The organism is Oenococcus alcoholitolerans, assembly GCF_051852995.1.
Taxonomy (GTDB): Bacteria; Bacillota; Bacilli; order Lactobacillales; family Lactobacillaceae; genus Oenococcus; species Oenococcus alcoholitolerans.
In genome coordinates, this window is sequence record NZ_CP176042.1 from 373,329 (window position 1) to 387,714 (window position 14,386).

At 40.6% G+C, this 14,386-nt stretch carries 12 protein-coding genes, 1 tRNA gene and 3 pseudogenes; 9 read left to right on the forward strand and 7 right to left on the reverse strand.

Going from position 1 to position 14,386, the window contains the following annotated elements:
* Nucleotides 1-60: 60 nt before the first annotated feature.
* The 4 genes from ACKP2L_RS02325 to adhP all read left to right on the forward strand — a co-directional run bounded on the left by ACKP2L_RS02325 (nucleotide 61) and on the right by adhP (nucleotide 2,772).
* Nucleotides 61-489, forward strand: coding sequence for an NUDIX domain-containing protein (locus tag ACKP2L_RS02325; protein WP_439425781.1), 429 nt, complete (start codon nucleotides 61-63; stop codon nucleotides 487-489).
* Nucleotides 490-606: 117 nt separating this feature from the next.
* Nucleotides 607-1,044, forward strand: coding sequence for a DUF488 domain-containing protein (locus ACKP2L_RS02330; RefSeq protein ID WP_439425782.1), 438 nt, complete (start codon nucleotides 607-609; stop codon nucleotides 1,042-1,044).
* Between the two features lie 98 nt (nucleotides 1,045-1,142).
* Nucleotides 1,143-1,556, forward strand: coding sequence for a DNA-deoxyinosine glycosylase (locus tag ACKP2L_RS02335; protein ID WP_439425783.1), 414 nt, complete (start codon nucleotides 1,143-1,145; stop codon nucleotides 1,554-1,556).
* Between the two features lie 157 nt (nucleotides 1,557-1,713).
* Nucleotides 1,714-2,772 (forward strand): alcohol dehydrogenase AdhP, encoded by a 1,059-nt coding sequence (gene adhP, locus ACKP2L_RS02340; protein WP_439426187.1) that lies wholly within the window; start codon nucleotides 1,714-1,716, stop codon nucleotides 2,770-2,772.
* 67 nt (nucleotides 2,773-2,839) lie between these two features.
* Here adhP and ACKP2L_RS02345 read toward each other — a convergent pair whose 3' ends face one another.
* The gene (locus tag ACKP2L_RS02345) at nucleotides 2,840-4,012 is read right to left on the reverse strand and encodes an AbrB/MazE/SpoVT family DNA-binding domain-containing protein (RefSeq protein WP_439425784.1); all 1,173 of its coding nucleotides are present in this window, start codon (nucleotides 4,010-4,012) and stop codon (nucleotides 2,840-2,842) included.
* An 84-nt stretch (nucleotides 4,013-4,096) separates the two neighbouring features.
* Here ACKP2L_RS02345 and ACKP2L_RS02350 point away from each other — a divergent pair.
* Nucleotides 4,097-4,184: transfer RNA gene (locus ACKP2L_RS02350), tRNA-Ser, on the forward strand.
* A gap of 904 nt (nucleotides 4,185-5,088) precedes the next feature.
* On the opposite strand, the gene ACKP2L_RS02355 is transcribed toward ACKP2L_RS02350, so the two are convergent.
* From ACKP2L_RS02355 to ACKP2L_RS02365, 3 genes are all read right to left on the reverse strand, one after another.
* Nucleotides 5,089-5,925, reverse strand: a complete 837-nt coding sequence (locus tag ACKP2L_RS02355) for an Abi family protein (protein WP_439425785.1) — start codon at nucleotides 5,923-5,925, stop codon at nucleotides 5,089-5,091.
* A gap of 32 nt (nucleotides 5,926-5,957) precedes the next feature.
* A protein-coding gene (locus tag ACKP2L_RS02360; RefSeq protein WP_103152732.1) for an IS5 family transposase occupies nucleotides 5,958-6,745 on the reverse strand; the annotation gives its coding sequence in 2 pieces (ribosomal slippage) (nucleotides 5,958-6,478 and nucleotides 6,478-6,745; 789 coding nt in all).
* 95 nt (nucleotides 6,746-6,840) lie between these two features.
* On the reverse strand, nucleotides 6,841-7,008 hold the full coding sequence (locus ACKP2L_RS02365; protein WP_439425786.1) for an MvaI/BcnI family restriction endonuclease: 168 nt from the start codon (nucleotides 7,006-7,008) through the stop codon (nucleotides 6,841-6,843).
* Between the two features lie 149 nt (nucleotides 7,009-7,157).
* On the opposite strand from ACKP2L_RS02365, the gene ACKP2L_RS02370 reads away from it, so the two are divergent.
* A complete protein-coding gene (locus tag ACKP2L_RS02370; RefSeq protein ID WP_439425787.1) occupies nucleotides 7,158-8,174 on the forward strand; it encodes an IS30 family transposase in 1,017 nt (338 codons plus the stop codon).
* Nucleotides 8,175-8,429: 255 nt separating this feature from the next.
* On the opposite strand, the pseudogene ACKP2L_RS02375 reads toward ACKP2L_RS02370, so the two are convergent.
* A pseudogene (locus ACKP2L_RS02375) lies at nucleotides 8,430-9,482 on the reverse strand (IS30 family transposase).
* 240 nt (nucleotides 9,483-9,722) lie between these two features.
* Between ACKP2L_RS02375 and ACKP2L_RS02380 the strand changes: the two are divergent.
* Complete coding sequence (locus tag ACKP2L_RS02380) at nucleotides 9,723-10,094, forward strand: DUF1304 domain-containing protein (RefSeq protein WP_301711450.1); 372 nt, start codon at nucleotides 9,723-9,725, stop codon at nucleotides 10,092-10,094.
* A gap of 145 nt (nucleotides 10,095-10,239) precedes the next feature.
* Here ACKP2L_RS02380 and ACKP2L_RS02385 read toward each other — a convergent pair.
* Both ACKP2L_RS02385 and ACKP2L_RS02390 read right to left on the reverse strand, forming a co-directional pair.
* Nucleotides 10,240-10,605 (reverse strand): annotated as a pseudogene (locus tag ACKP2L_RS02385) (transposase); the annotation flags it as partial.
* A 140-nt stretch (nucleotides 10,606-10,745) separates the two neighbouring features.
* A pseudogene (locus tag ACKP2L_RS02390) lies at nucleotides 10,746-10,841 on the reverse strand (IS5/IS1182 family transposase); the annotation flags it as partial.
* A 468-nt stretch (nucleotides 10,842-11,309) separates the two neighbouring features.
* Between ACKP2L_RS02390 and ACKP2L_RS02395 the strand changes: the two are divergent.
* Nucleotides 11,310-12,464: a cation:proton antiporter gene (locus ACKP2L_RS02395; RefSeq protein ID WP_439425788.1), complete on the forward strand. Its 1,155-nt coding sequence runs from the start codon at nucleotides 11,310-11,312 to the stop codon at nucleotides 12,462-12,464.
* A 122-nt stretch (nucleotides 12,465-12,586) separates the two neighbouring features.
* A complete protein-coding gene (locus ACKP2L_RS02400; protein WP_003561289.1) occupies nucleotides 12,587-14,155 on the forward strand; it encodes a ClC family H(+)/Cl(-) exchange transporter in 1,569 nt (522 codons plus the stop codon).
* Nucleotides 14,156-14,386 lie beyond the last annotated feature (231 nt).

Genomic DNA, 14,386 nt, shown 5'->3' on the forward strand with positions numbered 1-14,386 from the left:
CATGGCTGAAGGAAATTATATAAGTCGTATTCGAAAAAAATCGGTCATGATCCTTTGATAATGCTTAATACTTTTGGTCTTTTATGGGATGATAACCATCAGGCGCTGTTGTTGGAGCAGCGAGCCGATATTCCTGATGGATGGTCTTTTCCGGGCGGCTTCGTTGAGTTTGGCGAATCACCTGATCAAACGATCGTTAGGGAATTCAAGGAAGAATTATCGATCGACGTTGAAGTGCAGCAAATGTTTGAGATCGGCAGTACTGTTAATCTCCATAATTCTTGGGGCGACGCACAAGAAAATGTTAGTATGGGTTTTATCGTTAAGTATCTTGCAGGCGATATAAAGGTTGATGGAGTCGAAACTTTGTCAGCTGAATTCGTGCCGATCGATCCAGAACCGAAAATGTTCGTTCCAAGTGCGCAAACGAACATTCACCGGATAATAAATCGTAAAGATACTAATTTTCCGTGGATCATCAAAGATTAGACTTTAAATTAGGTATCATTTTGTCTGCAGACTTACTTGGTCGCGTTTTATTTGACGATCGTTTAAAAATAAGCAAAGTTATTAAACAAATTAATTTCAGGGGTTAAAATAATCGGTATGGTTCAATTTGAAAGAATATATGGTTCTCAAAGCAAGGGATATCGCATTTTGATCGATGCGACATGGCCATCGGGGCTGAGTAAAGAAAAGGCTGATATCGATCTATGGGCTAAAGATATTGCACCGTCAACGGAGCTGGCTAAAGATTTTCAGGACGGTGATATCGACGAAATGGCCTTTCGTGCAGTTTATTTGACTGAATTGTCCGGCAATCCGGCCAGCAAAGATTTTTTGCAGACTCTTGCGGACCATCCAGATTGTATCCTGCTTTTTGCTGCTAAAGATCAGCGAACAAATAATGCTAAGATCCTTGCGGACTATTTGAAAAGACAGGGTCTTGAGTCTACTTTTGAAAATAAAACTGATCAAAAAAATGTTCAGGGGGATGCTGAAGACGGTAAAGACAAAAAGGATGAAAATAAAAAAGAAGCCTGAAAAATACATCCACGTAAATCATAATTGGAAACCATTGTATGATAAAAAGTCAAAAGTTCTCGTATTGGGAAGCTTGCCTTCGCCAAAATCATTAGCTTTTGGCTTTTTTTTATGGGAGCCCGCAAAATTTATTTTGGCCTACTTTGGCCAAAGTTCTTGGTAAAAAAGAACCTCTTCCGGAGATAAGTTCTAGACGCCAGTTTGCCTTGCAAAATCATATCGCGATCTGGGTCACTTTAAAGGAAGCTGACATCGTTGGTTCAAAAGATGCGACGATCGAAAACCCAGTCGTTAATGATTTTTCCGAATTGATGCAAAATTCTGATATTCAATATATTTTTACAGAGGGTAAAAAATCAACAGAATTGTTCAAAACTTTTGCAGCCGAACAAGTTGGTATCGAACCAATTTATTTGCCATCAGCTTCACCTGCCAATCGAGCTCAGCAGAAGAAGCCTATTTATTTAGAACGCTGGTCCCTGATCAAAAAAGCGATTGACGGTTTGCTCTAACTTCTTACTTTTATAAAGTTTATTTTTTCACATTATTATGTTATATTGGAATTGTAAATTTTTGCACAAAGAATTTGCAAAAATAATTTGAACGGTCTGATGTTTGCCTAAAAATGACGATTTTGGCCGAGAATATCTAAAGGAAGCAGGGAAGAAAATGATAGCAGCTGTCGTTCGAGAAAATAATGATGGTTTTGTCGATCTTATCGATGATTGGAAACCGCGTGAATTAAGTTTTGGAGAAGCTCTAGTCGATGTTGAGTACTGTGGCCTGTGCCACACTGATCTTCATTGTGCCAGCGGCGATTTTGGGGATCCAAACAAATTGGGGCAAAGAAATGGTAATTTCCGTCGTGTTACTGGACACGAAGGAGTCGGTATCGTTTCAAAATTAGGTGAAGGTGCCGACCAATATCTTAAAGTCGGTGATAGAGTTTCTATTGCATGGTTCTACGGTTCATGCGGTGTTTGTGATTATTGTGTTTCTGGTAATGAAACATTTTGCCGCAAAGTAAGAAATTCCGGCTACACCGTGGATGGAGCTATGGCACAGCAAGTAGTCGTTGATGCTAAGTATGCCGTTAAAGTTCCGGAAGGACTTGATCCAGCTGAAGCTTCTTCTATCACTTGTGCCGGTGTGACTATGTATAAGTCCTTAAAAGTTGGCGAAACAAAACCAGGTCAGTGGGTTTCGATCCATGGTGCCGGCGGATTGGGCAACTTAGCTGTTCAGTATGCACATAATGTCTTTGGTGCTCATGTTGTTGCCATTGATGGTAATCCTGACAAGCTTGAGGCTGCTAAAGAAAACGGTGCTGAAGTTCTTATTAACCGTAAACAGCCCGGTATCGATGTAGCTCAAGAAGTGCAAAAGCGCACCGGCGGTGTTCATAATGCTCAGGTCACAGCCGTTAATGATGTTGCTTTCAAACAAGCTGTTGATTCCTTGCGTCCTCTTGGAAAATTAGTTGCTGTTGCATTACCGAAAGGTGATATGTCTTTGAATATCGTTAAGACTGTTCTTGACGGTATCGAAGTTCGTGGTTCTTTGGTTGGAACTAGAAGCGATCTGAAAGAGGCTTTCCAGTTTGGTGCCGAAGGCAAGGTTCGCCCAATCGTTGATAAAGTAGATATTCATGATATCAATGATGTTATTGATGAAATGAAAAAAGGTCAGATAACCGGCCGTAAAGTTTTTGATTTTACCCGCCTGTAATTTTTAAATATAATTTAGTTGTTTAATAAAAAAAGAACCCTCACTTTTAATAGTGAAGGCTTTTTTATTATTTTATTTCGATGATGAAGGTTTCTGATTTTTCAATATACAAGTTGTTTAAATTTTGCATCAAAATTATCAACCAAGCAAATGAAAGACCGAAAGAAATTATTTCAAAAGCCGTTAACGAAAGATAGTGGACCCATTGGAAAAGAATTTCCGAAAGTACTAAAAGACCGGCAAAAACCGCAGCAGTGAACAAAAATTCTTTTGTAGCGGTCGGCAATAGCCATTTTATGCCGAAAATTATTATCAGAATAAAAATGACGAGTAAATTAGAAGTCCACCAGTGAAGTTGATGGAGCCACTCTATCGAGCGATTATTTTGAAAAACACCGACCAGGCCAAATGAGATCGATGTGCCGACTAAAAGCCATCTTAAGGTCTGCATTCTAACTGTTTTAAAAGTATCGATCTTAAAAATCAGTGAAAATATGTAATCTATCAAAGTCAGCATGATCAAAGATGAAAAAATCAAAGTGAAGTTAAACTGCCACCAATTATTTGATAAATTGGATCCAAGATAAGAAAAATTGATTTGCCACCAATTTGCATGATTGTTCATTATCATCGATAAGAAAATGCCGCCGATCAGTGTAAAGATCAAAACGGTGCTCATGGCTGAAAAAGTGATCGACTGAGCCGCATTTATCATTAAATAGCTTGATACACCAACGAAACCAGCAATGATCGCTGAGCTGGTATACCGGTCTAAAATAACACCGTGGAAAGCCAGATCGATACAATAAAATAAAAGGGACATAAAAGCAAAATCAAGTACAGTAAAAGCGATCGACAAAGTTACGACAGATCGAAATTTTGCCCATCGATTATTTATCGGAAATTGATCAGAACTCAAAAAAATCAGTGCTGCTAAAAATGTGATAAAACCAAATGCGGTACTTAGATATATTGCTAATTGTGCGATCGAGTCTGCACCTGAAAGAGAGACAGATTTAACTCTCTGTAAATGAAAGTTGATCAGTGAAATAACACCTGCTAGTATTGCTGGCAAGAGGTACCATCTGAGTGACTGATTTTGGCTATCTTTTGACGGTTGGGGTTGGAGGATTATTTTATCATTTTCGATCCTTGCGACTATTTGGTCACCGTCCTTCAATGAAATTTTATTAAGGGCTTTTTTCGGAAAAGAAAGATGAATCTGTTTATTTTCGACCATTATTCTATTCTAAGACATTTTTGACTATTTTAACTTTTGACTGGACGGATCAGCTGTGAAAGTGTAAAATATTTAAGTACTGCCGGATGGATACCCAAGTGGCTGAAGGGGTCGGTCTAGAAAACCGATAGGTCGTTTTTGCGGCGCGAGAGTTCGAATCTCTCTCCATCCATAGTGATATGTTCTAAGGGTGTATAAAGCCCGTGGTTAAGGCATTTATGAGTTTTATAGGGTTGTGGATAAGTCCTGATATTACTTACGAAAGTAATACGAAAAGTAATATGAGTTTTTAAGAATGCGAGGTTAAAAAGATGACTTTGCACACACTATCAGTCTCTTAACTAAATTAGAAAAGAGATAAAAACATGTCCTACACAGTAAATAAAGAAACTTTTGAAGAAACAGATTACAAAGTCGCCTGATCTTGTCGCTCTCACAAGCCGTAAGAGATGATATCAAGACCTTTAAAGACGTGACTGAGATAGCAAGACCAGTTAATGAATAAAGAAAAAGCGTCCATTATGGGCGTTTTTGTTTGCTTAACGGGGACGTTATAGATGTGCTTGTAAGCACGGTTGTCAATATTTTGCTGTGTGGACGTATCCACGGCCATCAAAATAATGGCTGCCTAGAAATTTACCCCCCGCCCATATTTGCTTGTAGGAAGAGCGCACACATTGCCGTCATTTCGTGTTAAAGCAAAATTTTTAAATATTTTTTATAGGGGGTCTATCAACGCTTAAACCGTGCGGTTAAGGCGTTTTTGCCTATTAAAATGACTCAAAACTAGTGCTTATTCTAACCCTAAAAAGGATTGTGAAAATCATGATTAAACGAAAAATAAGAAGTTATAGTCCTGTTTTTATTGCAACATAAAAAAACGCCCCACAATCTACAATAGCAGACTCGGAAGGACGTTTTAAGTGGTAACCCTCAGGCAACCACCCCAATTACTATAAGCAGTATATTAGTTCCTCGGATGTAAATCAACCGGTTACTATACATTTATCAATATCCAAAATATGAATTATTGTTTAATATAGAGTAAAAGCTGGTCTGCTTTAGAAAAAACGCCGTTACCTAGTATAAGATCCATTGAGTGTTGGGTTATGTGTTCTTTTAATGTAATTAGTAATTTTTTGAAATTTTTTACCAGATTGGTCATACCCCTTTTTTGGTTTCTTAAAATTTTTTTCATAATAAATAATTAAGACGATATAGTCCATGATGCTATTAAAGTCAATTCCCATAACGCCAGTAGCTTGGATTAAGAAAGAGCATATAGAGGTTTTTGGATCACTGTCTTTAAATCTACAATCAAAAACAATGTTGTTATGCGCTACTGTATTTCTTAGGCTTTTGAGCATATATAAATGCTTAGTCATAACTGAAAAGTCACCATCATATCTTGTATTAATGAGATTAGTATTGATATTTTTGTAAAGTTTCTCACGTTCTGTATCGTTCATACATTCGATAATCGAACCAAGGTCTCCCATAGTCATAAACTCGCAAATAGCCCAAAAGGGAACTGGTTCATTTTTGTAGAAATAGTGTTGAATCATATTGCTGGATTGAAGATTACTAGATATATTGGTATTGAAAGTATTTTGGATTCTTAAGCTCTTTGCAAGATATTTTTTGTAATTTGGTGTTCCTGTTGTGTATTGGCTATATCTATTCAGCGATTTGCTAAGCACTCCCGACATGCTGCAATCACTGCCAGAAACTAGTGAATCTATCACATAATTTCTAATTGTTGTTTCAATCCTCATTATTTCCGGATAAAGTAGAGCTTTTAGGCTAATGTCAAAATTATAAATCCAGAAAATCTTATTAAAAGAATTGATTGGAAGGCAATTATTTTCTTCCCTTACAAATTTATAAGCTTTGTATCCGTGAAAGTAACCCATTTCCAGTAACTGGCGCTTTTCTAAGAACCTGTCTAGTATCTTTTAAGAACTATCTTCAGGAAGGCCAATACAACCATTTGAAGACTGCTGTTAAGGGCGCGTTCACAGTTCTTCCAAAGTCGCCGACATTTGTCTAGCCAACTCCATGAACGTTCAATGATCCATCGTTGCGGTAACACCGTGAACGTATGCAACTCGTTGCGTTTAGCTACCGTCGTCTTAGCATTCAAAATGAGCTTCACCTGATCCGCAAAGTCATTGCCAGTGTAGCCACCATCAACCATGACATGCTGAACCAGCTCTAAATTTTGGCTAGCCAAACTAAACATAGCCAATGCACCTGAACGATCTGATACATTAGCTCGTGTCACGAGAATGGCTTGTGGTAAACCATTAATATCAACCGCCATATGACGCTTAATCCCTGAAATCTTTTTGCCGCCATCGTAGCCACTATTTTTCGTTAAATCAGTGGTTTTAACACTTTGAGCATCAACAATCACAAACGACGTTCGGGCCGATCGGCCCTGTGCAAAGCGATAGGAAGCGACAGTTTTTTTAAAAGCCTTTCTAATAGCGAATCAGCTGTCGGGTCTGGTTTATCTCGCCACATATCGTAATAGCGGTAGACGGTATGCCATTCCGGGAAATCGTGCGGTAATTCACGCCATTGACACCCTGTAGTAAGCGAGTAAAGGATGGCATTGAATACGTCATAAAGATCATAACGACGCGGTCTTGTATGCTTGCGGAAGTTTTCTAAATCAGGTTGTATTAACGCAAATTGCGCTCGAGAAATATTGCTTGGATAATCTGGCATGACAAACTCCTCAGTCGGTTTTCCACAATTCTACCAGATTCAACAGATACTAGACAGGTTCTTAAAATTAACGAATATTTATCGCCTAATAAAAGTTAATTAAGATTCTCCGTATAGGCGTACTGAAGTAAGTCGTTATACTTAATACGAAACCCAGTTCCATGATCATGAGTTTTCCCAAGATTTTTTCCAAAGTGGTAAACACCTAATCGTAAATCTACAATCAACTTTTGATCTCCTAAGGCTGCTAACAATTGTTCCAAAGAAAGCGCGTAGATGATTTTAATGTTGTCGTAAGAATAGTATTTGATTTCCCGCGTTTACAATCTAAGTGCAACACATAATTAAATAGACCAAAAAGGCCATGATGACCTATTCTTATAAGCAACCAAGCACATAAGAAAGGCACATCATGACCAACATCAAGCGTACCATCTCTAAGGCTTACCAACAACTATCAAATTTTGATCGCGTTCGCATTGAAACTCTGCTCAATCAGGGATTCTCCCAAGCACGGATTGCCCGCGAACTCAACCGCTCTCGTAGTACTATTTCGCGTGAGATCACTCGTGGCTCCGTTCTACAGCGAATTCCCGGGCATAAGGTAGCGTTGATTTACTTTGCTGATACGGCAGCTTATCTGCACGCTCAGCGGCGGGAGCGGTGTCGCCCCAAGACGATGCTTGAGAAGAACCCCGAGTTCTACGCCGCCTGTGCCGCTGCCATCAAGCAACGTCCACGCGTACACAGTGTGGACAGCTTCGTGCACACCTTCAAACGGGAACACGCAGACGAGGTTGTTCCTTCAACACCAACGGTTTACCGGGATATTGAGGCCGGTAGATTCGAACTACGGACCCACGACTTACCGCGCAAACCCAGCTTGCGAATTAAACGAAGCCATTCCCATACCCGCACCAATAAGACGAAGCTTGGTACCTCGATTGATGAAAGACCCATTGAAGTTCAAGACCGTCGGCAAGGGGGCCATTGGGAAGGAGATTTAGTGAAAGGTAAGCGCGTTGATAGCGAACCTGCGTTGCTGGTTTTGACAGAGCGGACGAGTCGCTTCGAAATCATCATCAAGCTCGCTAACTACAAAGCAAGTACCTGTAAGGTGGGACTTCAGTCCATCATTGATGATTACGGTGCGGAATACTTCACCACCATCACCTTTGATCACGGCAGTGAGTTCGCACAACTAGATTCAGTAGAAGGAACTGATGTCTACTTTGCCCATCCGTACTCACCATGGGAGCGCGGAACAAATGAGAACCAGAACGGCCTTCTACGAGAGTTTATTCCGAAAGGTCGCTCACTCCACCATTACGACATCATTGATATTCAGAGCTTCCAGGACGCACTCAACAGCCGGCCTCGTCGTATCTTGGGCTACCGGAGTGCGGCGGAACTGATGCCGGGACTCTAAGCTGTGTACCACTTATAGGATTGGACTAGAAACTGTTGCACTTAGATTGACAATACGGGAAAATAATATTTTTTACTTTGTAAGATAGTGCCCATGATATTACATGAAGTGAATTTGTTGTTAATCTTGCTTACCTAAATATTTCAGCAAAAATAGGATTATACTAATGCGTAAATTGCAAGAACAAGTTAGCCAGTCGTTGAGGACAATCCCAGAACAGGCCGTTATCAAATAGAAGTTGTGGCGCTAGAGAGACTACTGGGCCATGCGGCGAACGCGCCGAGCTTCGGCCTCAAAGTTTTGCTGGGGTGTGCAGTAGCCCTGTTGTTTGCGAGGCAACTGATTCAAGCGGTCTTGCGTGGCCTGCACTTGACTAGGGCTAATGTCATCTAGGGACATGCCCTTAGGGAAGTCCTGGCGGATCATCCGGTTATGTGCCTCGTTGGTGCCACGGTCGCAGGACGTGTAAGGATGGGCGTAGAAGATCTCAGTTTCCGTCCCAGCAAAAGCAGTATTTAAGGCGGTGAACTCGGGTCCGTTGTCGGCTGTGATGGTCTTGATGCAAGCTCCCCATTCGCGCTTGATTCCACGCAATGCATAGCTCACAGAGTCTGCATCTCGTCCTTCGATCAAGCGGAGAAGTTGGCAACGGGTCTTGCGCTCAATCAGAGTCAAGATGACGCTCTCCTTGCCACTGCGTTTACCGACAATGGTATCCATCTCCCAGTGACCGAACTGCCTGCGTCGTTCAACGACCTTAGGCCGTTCCTCGATACTGCGGCCAGCCAGGCGCTTAGCCTTGGTGTGGTGCTGGTGAGAGGTCTTCCGCTTAGTCTTCTCCAACAGGTCGATATTTCGAATCTCTAGGCGTTGGTCGTCAATGTACTGGTACAAAGTCGAGGCACAAACAAGCTCTTCAGGAGTAAACAGCTTGTGTCGCTTGGCATAGCCGATTGAAGCATCCGGCGACCATTTGTCCTGCTTAGCTCGCTGTACGTATCAGGCTAAGAAGACCTGTACGCTGGCGAACTTGTCAGGACGATGGCAGCTCAAGCGTGCAGTCTCGTAACGTGCCTGAGCAGCCTCTGGTAGGTATTGTCGATGGTAGACGCGCTTGCCATTACTCTTCTTGACCTGATCTACTGTACCTCGCTTGATTTCATTATTAATGGTCTGCGGGCAGACGCCAATTTCAGCAGCAATCCAACGATTGGACTTCCCAGCTTGGCGGAATCCGGCCACTTTTCCGCGCTCGAGTGATGTTAAGTGCTGACCTTTTTGGCGGTGTGTGCTATTCTGTTTCTGCATCAAGACAATATCCTCTTCCATTGTTTGTGTAGGAACTTCAATGATACAGGATATCTGTTCTTGATGTTTTTTATTGTCCAAAAAATTTTGAGACAGTGGCTAACTTGATTCTAAAATGCGCGTTGGCATATTGTTTTATAAATCCGGAAATTGGTGATATAAGCGACACTGAGTAGTTCACATTTGTAAGGTGGTTTAGACGCGCAATTCATAGCCCTTTTCTATACTAGGAGGATCATGATGATTATTTTGAAAGATATTTTTGTTATATTTGTCGCAGTAGAGGCGTTGCTCATTATGTTGCTTGAAATGTTTGGCACGCAAACTAAAATAGCACGCAACGCTTTCGACTTGTCGAAGAAATACTTGGCAATTAAAGAAGCACGCATGTCAATGGCCAACCAAGGCCTATACAATGGCTTCGTTGGCGTCGGTATCGTATACGCCCGATATGGTCTCACTGGTATGGCTTCGCTTCACGTCCAAGTCCTATTTATAGGTTTTGTTGTAATTGCTGCGCTATTCGGTTCTGTAACAGCAAACAAAAAGATTATTTTCACGCAAGGAGGGCCCGCACTTTTTGCGCTTGGCTTTCTCTTGTTTGCGAATTAAATCACGGAATGGTCCATTTGTGATACGATATTACACTAACCCAAAGTAAGCTTGCGCCCATATGGGGCTTTTAAAACTTGCGGAAGCGAGCTTGACGTCTGGCTAATAATTCTTCCGGCGGCAAATTTTGTAACATCTCAAACTCTTCAATCGTCCGGCCCATTAATTGAATAATGTGGAACCGATCAATAATGAGTTCGGCGTTAGGGAATAGTTCGTGCACGAATGCCTGATAGGAGGCGTTCATGTCCATGATGACGCGTTGAACCGCGGCCCGTTCTGCGGTGCTGTACTGACTAAGAAAGAACTGTTTGATGGTTCTATTAAGGCGGTCGCTAAGTACTTTAACTGATTTGTGAGTGTCGGCGTCAATGCAAATAAACGACATGGAGCCGTGCGTGGAACGGAATTCATCAAAGCATAGATTAATCGGTAACCGGCGGCTCGCGTGTGGATGAATATTAGCCGTTAAAATACGCTGAACTGAGTTTGTCGAAATACCGGGTCTAGAATTTTTGGTGTTGGAAAGTATTTCCATTCCAAAAGTACTAGGACCTAATTTAAAAAGCCATTGATAATGGATCAAAAACGGCCATTAGGGTATACCCTAATGGCTACTTAACATTCCTTATTAAAAATTATTTTGGGTCTAAACTTTCGAGGCTTGGTTCGCTTACGAAAATTTTCTAAAGCTGGTCGAATTAATTCAAATTGTTGCCGAGTAATATTGCTGGGATAATTTTTCATAGCTTAAACTCGCTTTTTACATAGAAGTAAATCAAAAATCATAGATCTTGGACAGCTTCTAAGGTTCATCATAGAAAAGAAGAATTACACCAGCCTCAAACAAGAAATCAATGATGTTTTGGTCGCTGCTAGTTTGGATTCCTTGGACCTGATAATATACCTACGGTGTCTTTTTAGCTCGGTTATGTATCCAGCATGATTTATAGCTGGAGAAAACGATCCAGATATTTAAAATAGATAAAGAAAATTCAGAAATCACTTTTAAAGTTGGCGGTGTCTGTGTTTCGAATAAGTAACTAAATGTGACAACTTATCGTTACTTGAATATTTTTGATTAGTTTGCTAGCATATAAGAAGTATTATTAAAACATGAATAAATAAATCAGTTGACGTAAGCTCAAGGTGTTCTCTTTCAGGGGTGTGTAAGAGGTATCTGGGTTTGCGTTTTTGGTATGAGGAGGTTTTTGTTTGGAATTTTTAGGTACCTTGGTGATCATCTTGATTACAACTAGTCTATTTGGCCATCTAGCCTCTAGGGTTGGTATCCCAGCAGTGATCGGTCAATTATTTGTTGGAATTATTCTTGGCCCTGCGTTGTTGAATTGGGTTCACGCCAATGATTTCATCCATATTTTTTCAGAGATTGGGGTTATCATCTTAATGTTTATCGCCGGACTTGAGAGTGATCTAACATTGCTTAAAAAATATTTGCGTCCTAGCATAATTGTCGCGTTGTTAGGAGTTTTGATTCCGATGGTACTGATCTATCCAGTTGGTATTGTTTTTGGCTTGACACAATTTGAAAGCTTGTTTTTGAGCGTTATTTTTGCCGCAACGTCGGTTTCAATTTCAGTTGCTGTCATGAAAGAACTAAATTTACTTGATAGTAAGAGCGGTTCAACAGTCCTCGGTGCCGCGGTGGTTGACGATGTGCTAGCTGTCGTTTTACTTAGCATTATGGTCAGTTTAATAGGTACAAAGGCTGGTATGGATACCCAGATACCGCTAGCTCTGACTTTTTTAGAGCAGCTAATTTACTTTGCCGCAATTTATTTCGTGATGCGTTTTATCGCCCCTCTCCTCGCTAGACTAGGCACCAAATTATTGAATCCAGTGGGACCTACTATAATGGCGATGATTTTGTGTTTTGGTATGGCATATATTGCAGATCTGATTGGACTGAGTGCAGTGATTGGGGCCTTTTTTGCAGGAATTGCGATTGCACAAACTCATGTAGCTCATGAAGTTGATCAAAGTATCGAACCAATCGGTTATGCGATTTTCATTCCTGTATTCTTCGTTTCAATTGGTTTAAATATGTCACTAGCTGGCATAGAACACGATTTGTTATTAATTATCGTATTGACGATTGTGGCAACACTGACAAAACTATTAGGAGCGGGAAGTGGGGCTAAATGGGCCGGATTCAGTTCGAATGAAGCTTACCTCGTTGGTGCGGGGATGGTCTCGCGTGGGGAAATGGCCTTGATTATCGCTCAAATAGGCTACCAATCCAAACTAATCAGTGATGATTACTATTCGGCAATTATCACTGCCATTATCCTAACAACGTTATTAGCACCATTACTACTCAAACATGCGGCTCGTCATATAAACTACTAAAACATCTTAGCGGTATGACACCCCTTCTCTGTGAAAAATAACTACTAGATTTCATCGAGATATTGCCTAGTTTAATTAAGCACTAAATTATATAATATTGGTTATAATAGAGGATTAGTTATTTGATACAGCTTGTAAAAGAAAAATTTGACGTTACTCGTTTGCGATTTGTTTTACTCGGCCTGCTTGTGGGTTTAATGAGTGGCACCGTTGTTAGCTTATTTCGCTATTGTATTGAGATAGGGCTGCACTATAGTCGATTGGTATATAGATACTTACGAATCGCGCCATTTGTTTGGTGGGAATGGGCATTGTTGATTGGCATCAACCTTGGTTTAGCTTTAATTGTGGCTCGACTTCTCAAGAGAGAACCTTATATCTCTGGTTCCGGAATTCCACAAGTTGAAGGTCAATTGGCTGGCGAATTGGAAATGCACTGGTGGTCAATTCTTTGGCGAAAATTTATCGGTGGTATTCTGGCATTGGGACCTGGATTATTTCTCGGACGAGAAGGGCCGTCGATTCAATTAGGTGCGTCAGTTGGTCAAGGTTTCGCTGCTGGGTTTAAGTTATCAGGAACTGATCGCCGACTGCTAATTGCATCAGGCGCCGCTGCTGGATTAGCAGCGGCGTTTAATGCTCCCATTGCTGGAACTCTATTTGTCTTAGAAGAGATTTACCATAATTTTTCACCGCTGGTTTGGTTAACAGCATTAGCCGGAGCAATTGGTTCAAATTTTATCTCGCTGAATGTTTTCGGACTTGTTCCCGTGTTACATTTAAATTATTCACGTAGTTTACCAGTATCAAATTATTGGCACTTAATTTTACTCGGCATTGTTTTGGGATTGTTTGGTTACTTATATCAACGGGTCTTGTTAGTTATGCCTCGGTGGTATCATCAACTGACACATTTGCCACGCCCAATACAAGGTATCGTACCATTTCTGCTGGTAATCTTAGTTGGTTACTTTTCGCCAAATTTACTCGGTGGTGGTAATGGATTAATTGTTGGATTTGGCCAGTATGTTCCACCTTTGTTTGTACTAATTGCAATTTTTATTATACGATTCGTCTTTTCAATGATTTCATATGGTTCCGGATTACCTGGCGGTATTTTTTTGCCGATTCTTTCTTTAGGTGCTGTGATTGGTGCGGTTTATGGCGTCTTAATGAATCAATTAGGATTATTATCGCATGTCTATATCATGAACCTAATCATTTTTTCCATGGCCGGTTACTTTGCTGGAATTGGAAAAGCTCCCTTCACAGCTATCTTGCTGGTAACAGAAATGGTTGGCAATTTAACACATTTAATGCCATTAGCAGTCATATCGTTAACTGCTTACCTTGTTGTTGATTTATTAGGCGGTGCACCAATCTATGAAGCATTGCTTAAGCAGATGACAATGCCTAAAACTGTTCAGCAACTTCATCGACCTGATCATTTGGAAATACCGGTTTTCTTTGGCAGTCCCTTAAACGGCAAAATGGTCCGAGACATGCCATGGCCTAAAGAAGCACTGCTCATTGGAATCCGGCGTGGTGAACAAGAAGTGATCCCACATGGTGACACCTTGATTCATGAAGGTGATACGTTAGTACTGTTAACTGATACAACCCAACGAACCCGAGTTAAACAACGGATTGATGCATTATTAGCAACTTTAGAAAAAAAACACCGAGACTAAGTTAATAGGCAAATTGGTCTATCATAATAATAAATATTAGATTAAGTGGGTTCGTTGCCAGACATAAACATATTGGGAAACTATATACAAATACGGCGAAGTACGAAAAACGCTGAAAAAGAATTAGTTGAACCTATTTTTGAAAAATACAAAGATAAATAATAAGCTGAAAATGCCTTGCTACCCAATTTTTCATAGTCATGCTATAATGAAAAAGAAAAAGAAAGTCCC

What these genes read in the sequence shown, in the direction of transcription:
- ACKP2L_RS02325 (WP_439425781.1), top strand. Translation starts at nt 61, where the DNA reads ATGCTTAATACTTTTGGTCTTTTATGGGATGATAACCATCAGGCGCTG.
- ACKP2L_RS02370 (WP_439425787.1), top strand. Translation starts at nt 7,158, where the DNA reads ATGACCAACATCAAGCGTACCATCTCTAAGGCTTACCAACAACTATCA.
- ACKP2L_RS02355 (WP_439425785.1), bottom strand. Translation starts at nt 5,925, where the DNA reads ATGGGTTACTTTCACGGATACAAAGCTTATAAATTTGTAAGGGAAGAA.
- ACKP2L_RS02345 (WP_439425784.1), bottom strand. Translation starts at nt 4,012, where the DNA reads ATGGTCGAAAATAAACAGATTCATCTTTCTTTTCCGAAAAAAGCCCTT.
- adhP (WP_439426187.1), top strand. Translation starts at nt 1,714, where the DNA reads ATGATAGCAGCTGTCGTTCGAGAAAATAATGATGGTTTTGTCGATCTT.
- ACKP2L_RS02380 (WP_301711450.1), top strand. Translation starts at nt 9,723, where the DNA reads ATGATTATTTTGAAAGATATTTTTGTTATATTTGTCGCAGTAGAGGCG.
- ACKP2L_RS02330 (WP_439425782.1), top strand. Translation starts at nt 607, where the DNA reads ATGGTTCAATTTGAAAGAATATATGGTTCTCAAAGCAAGGGATATCGC.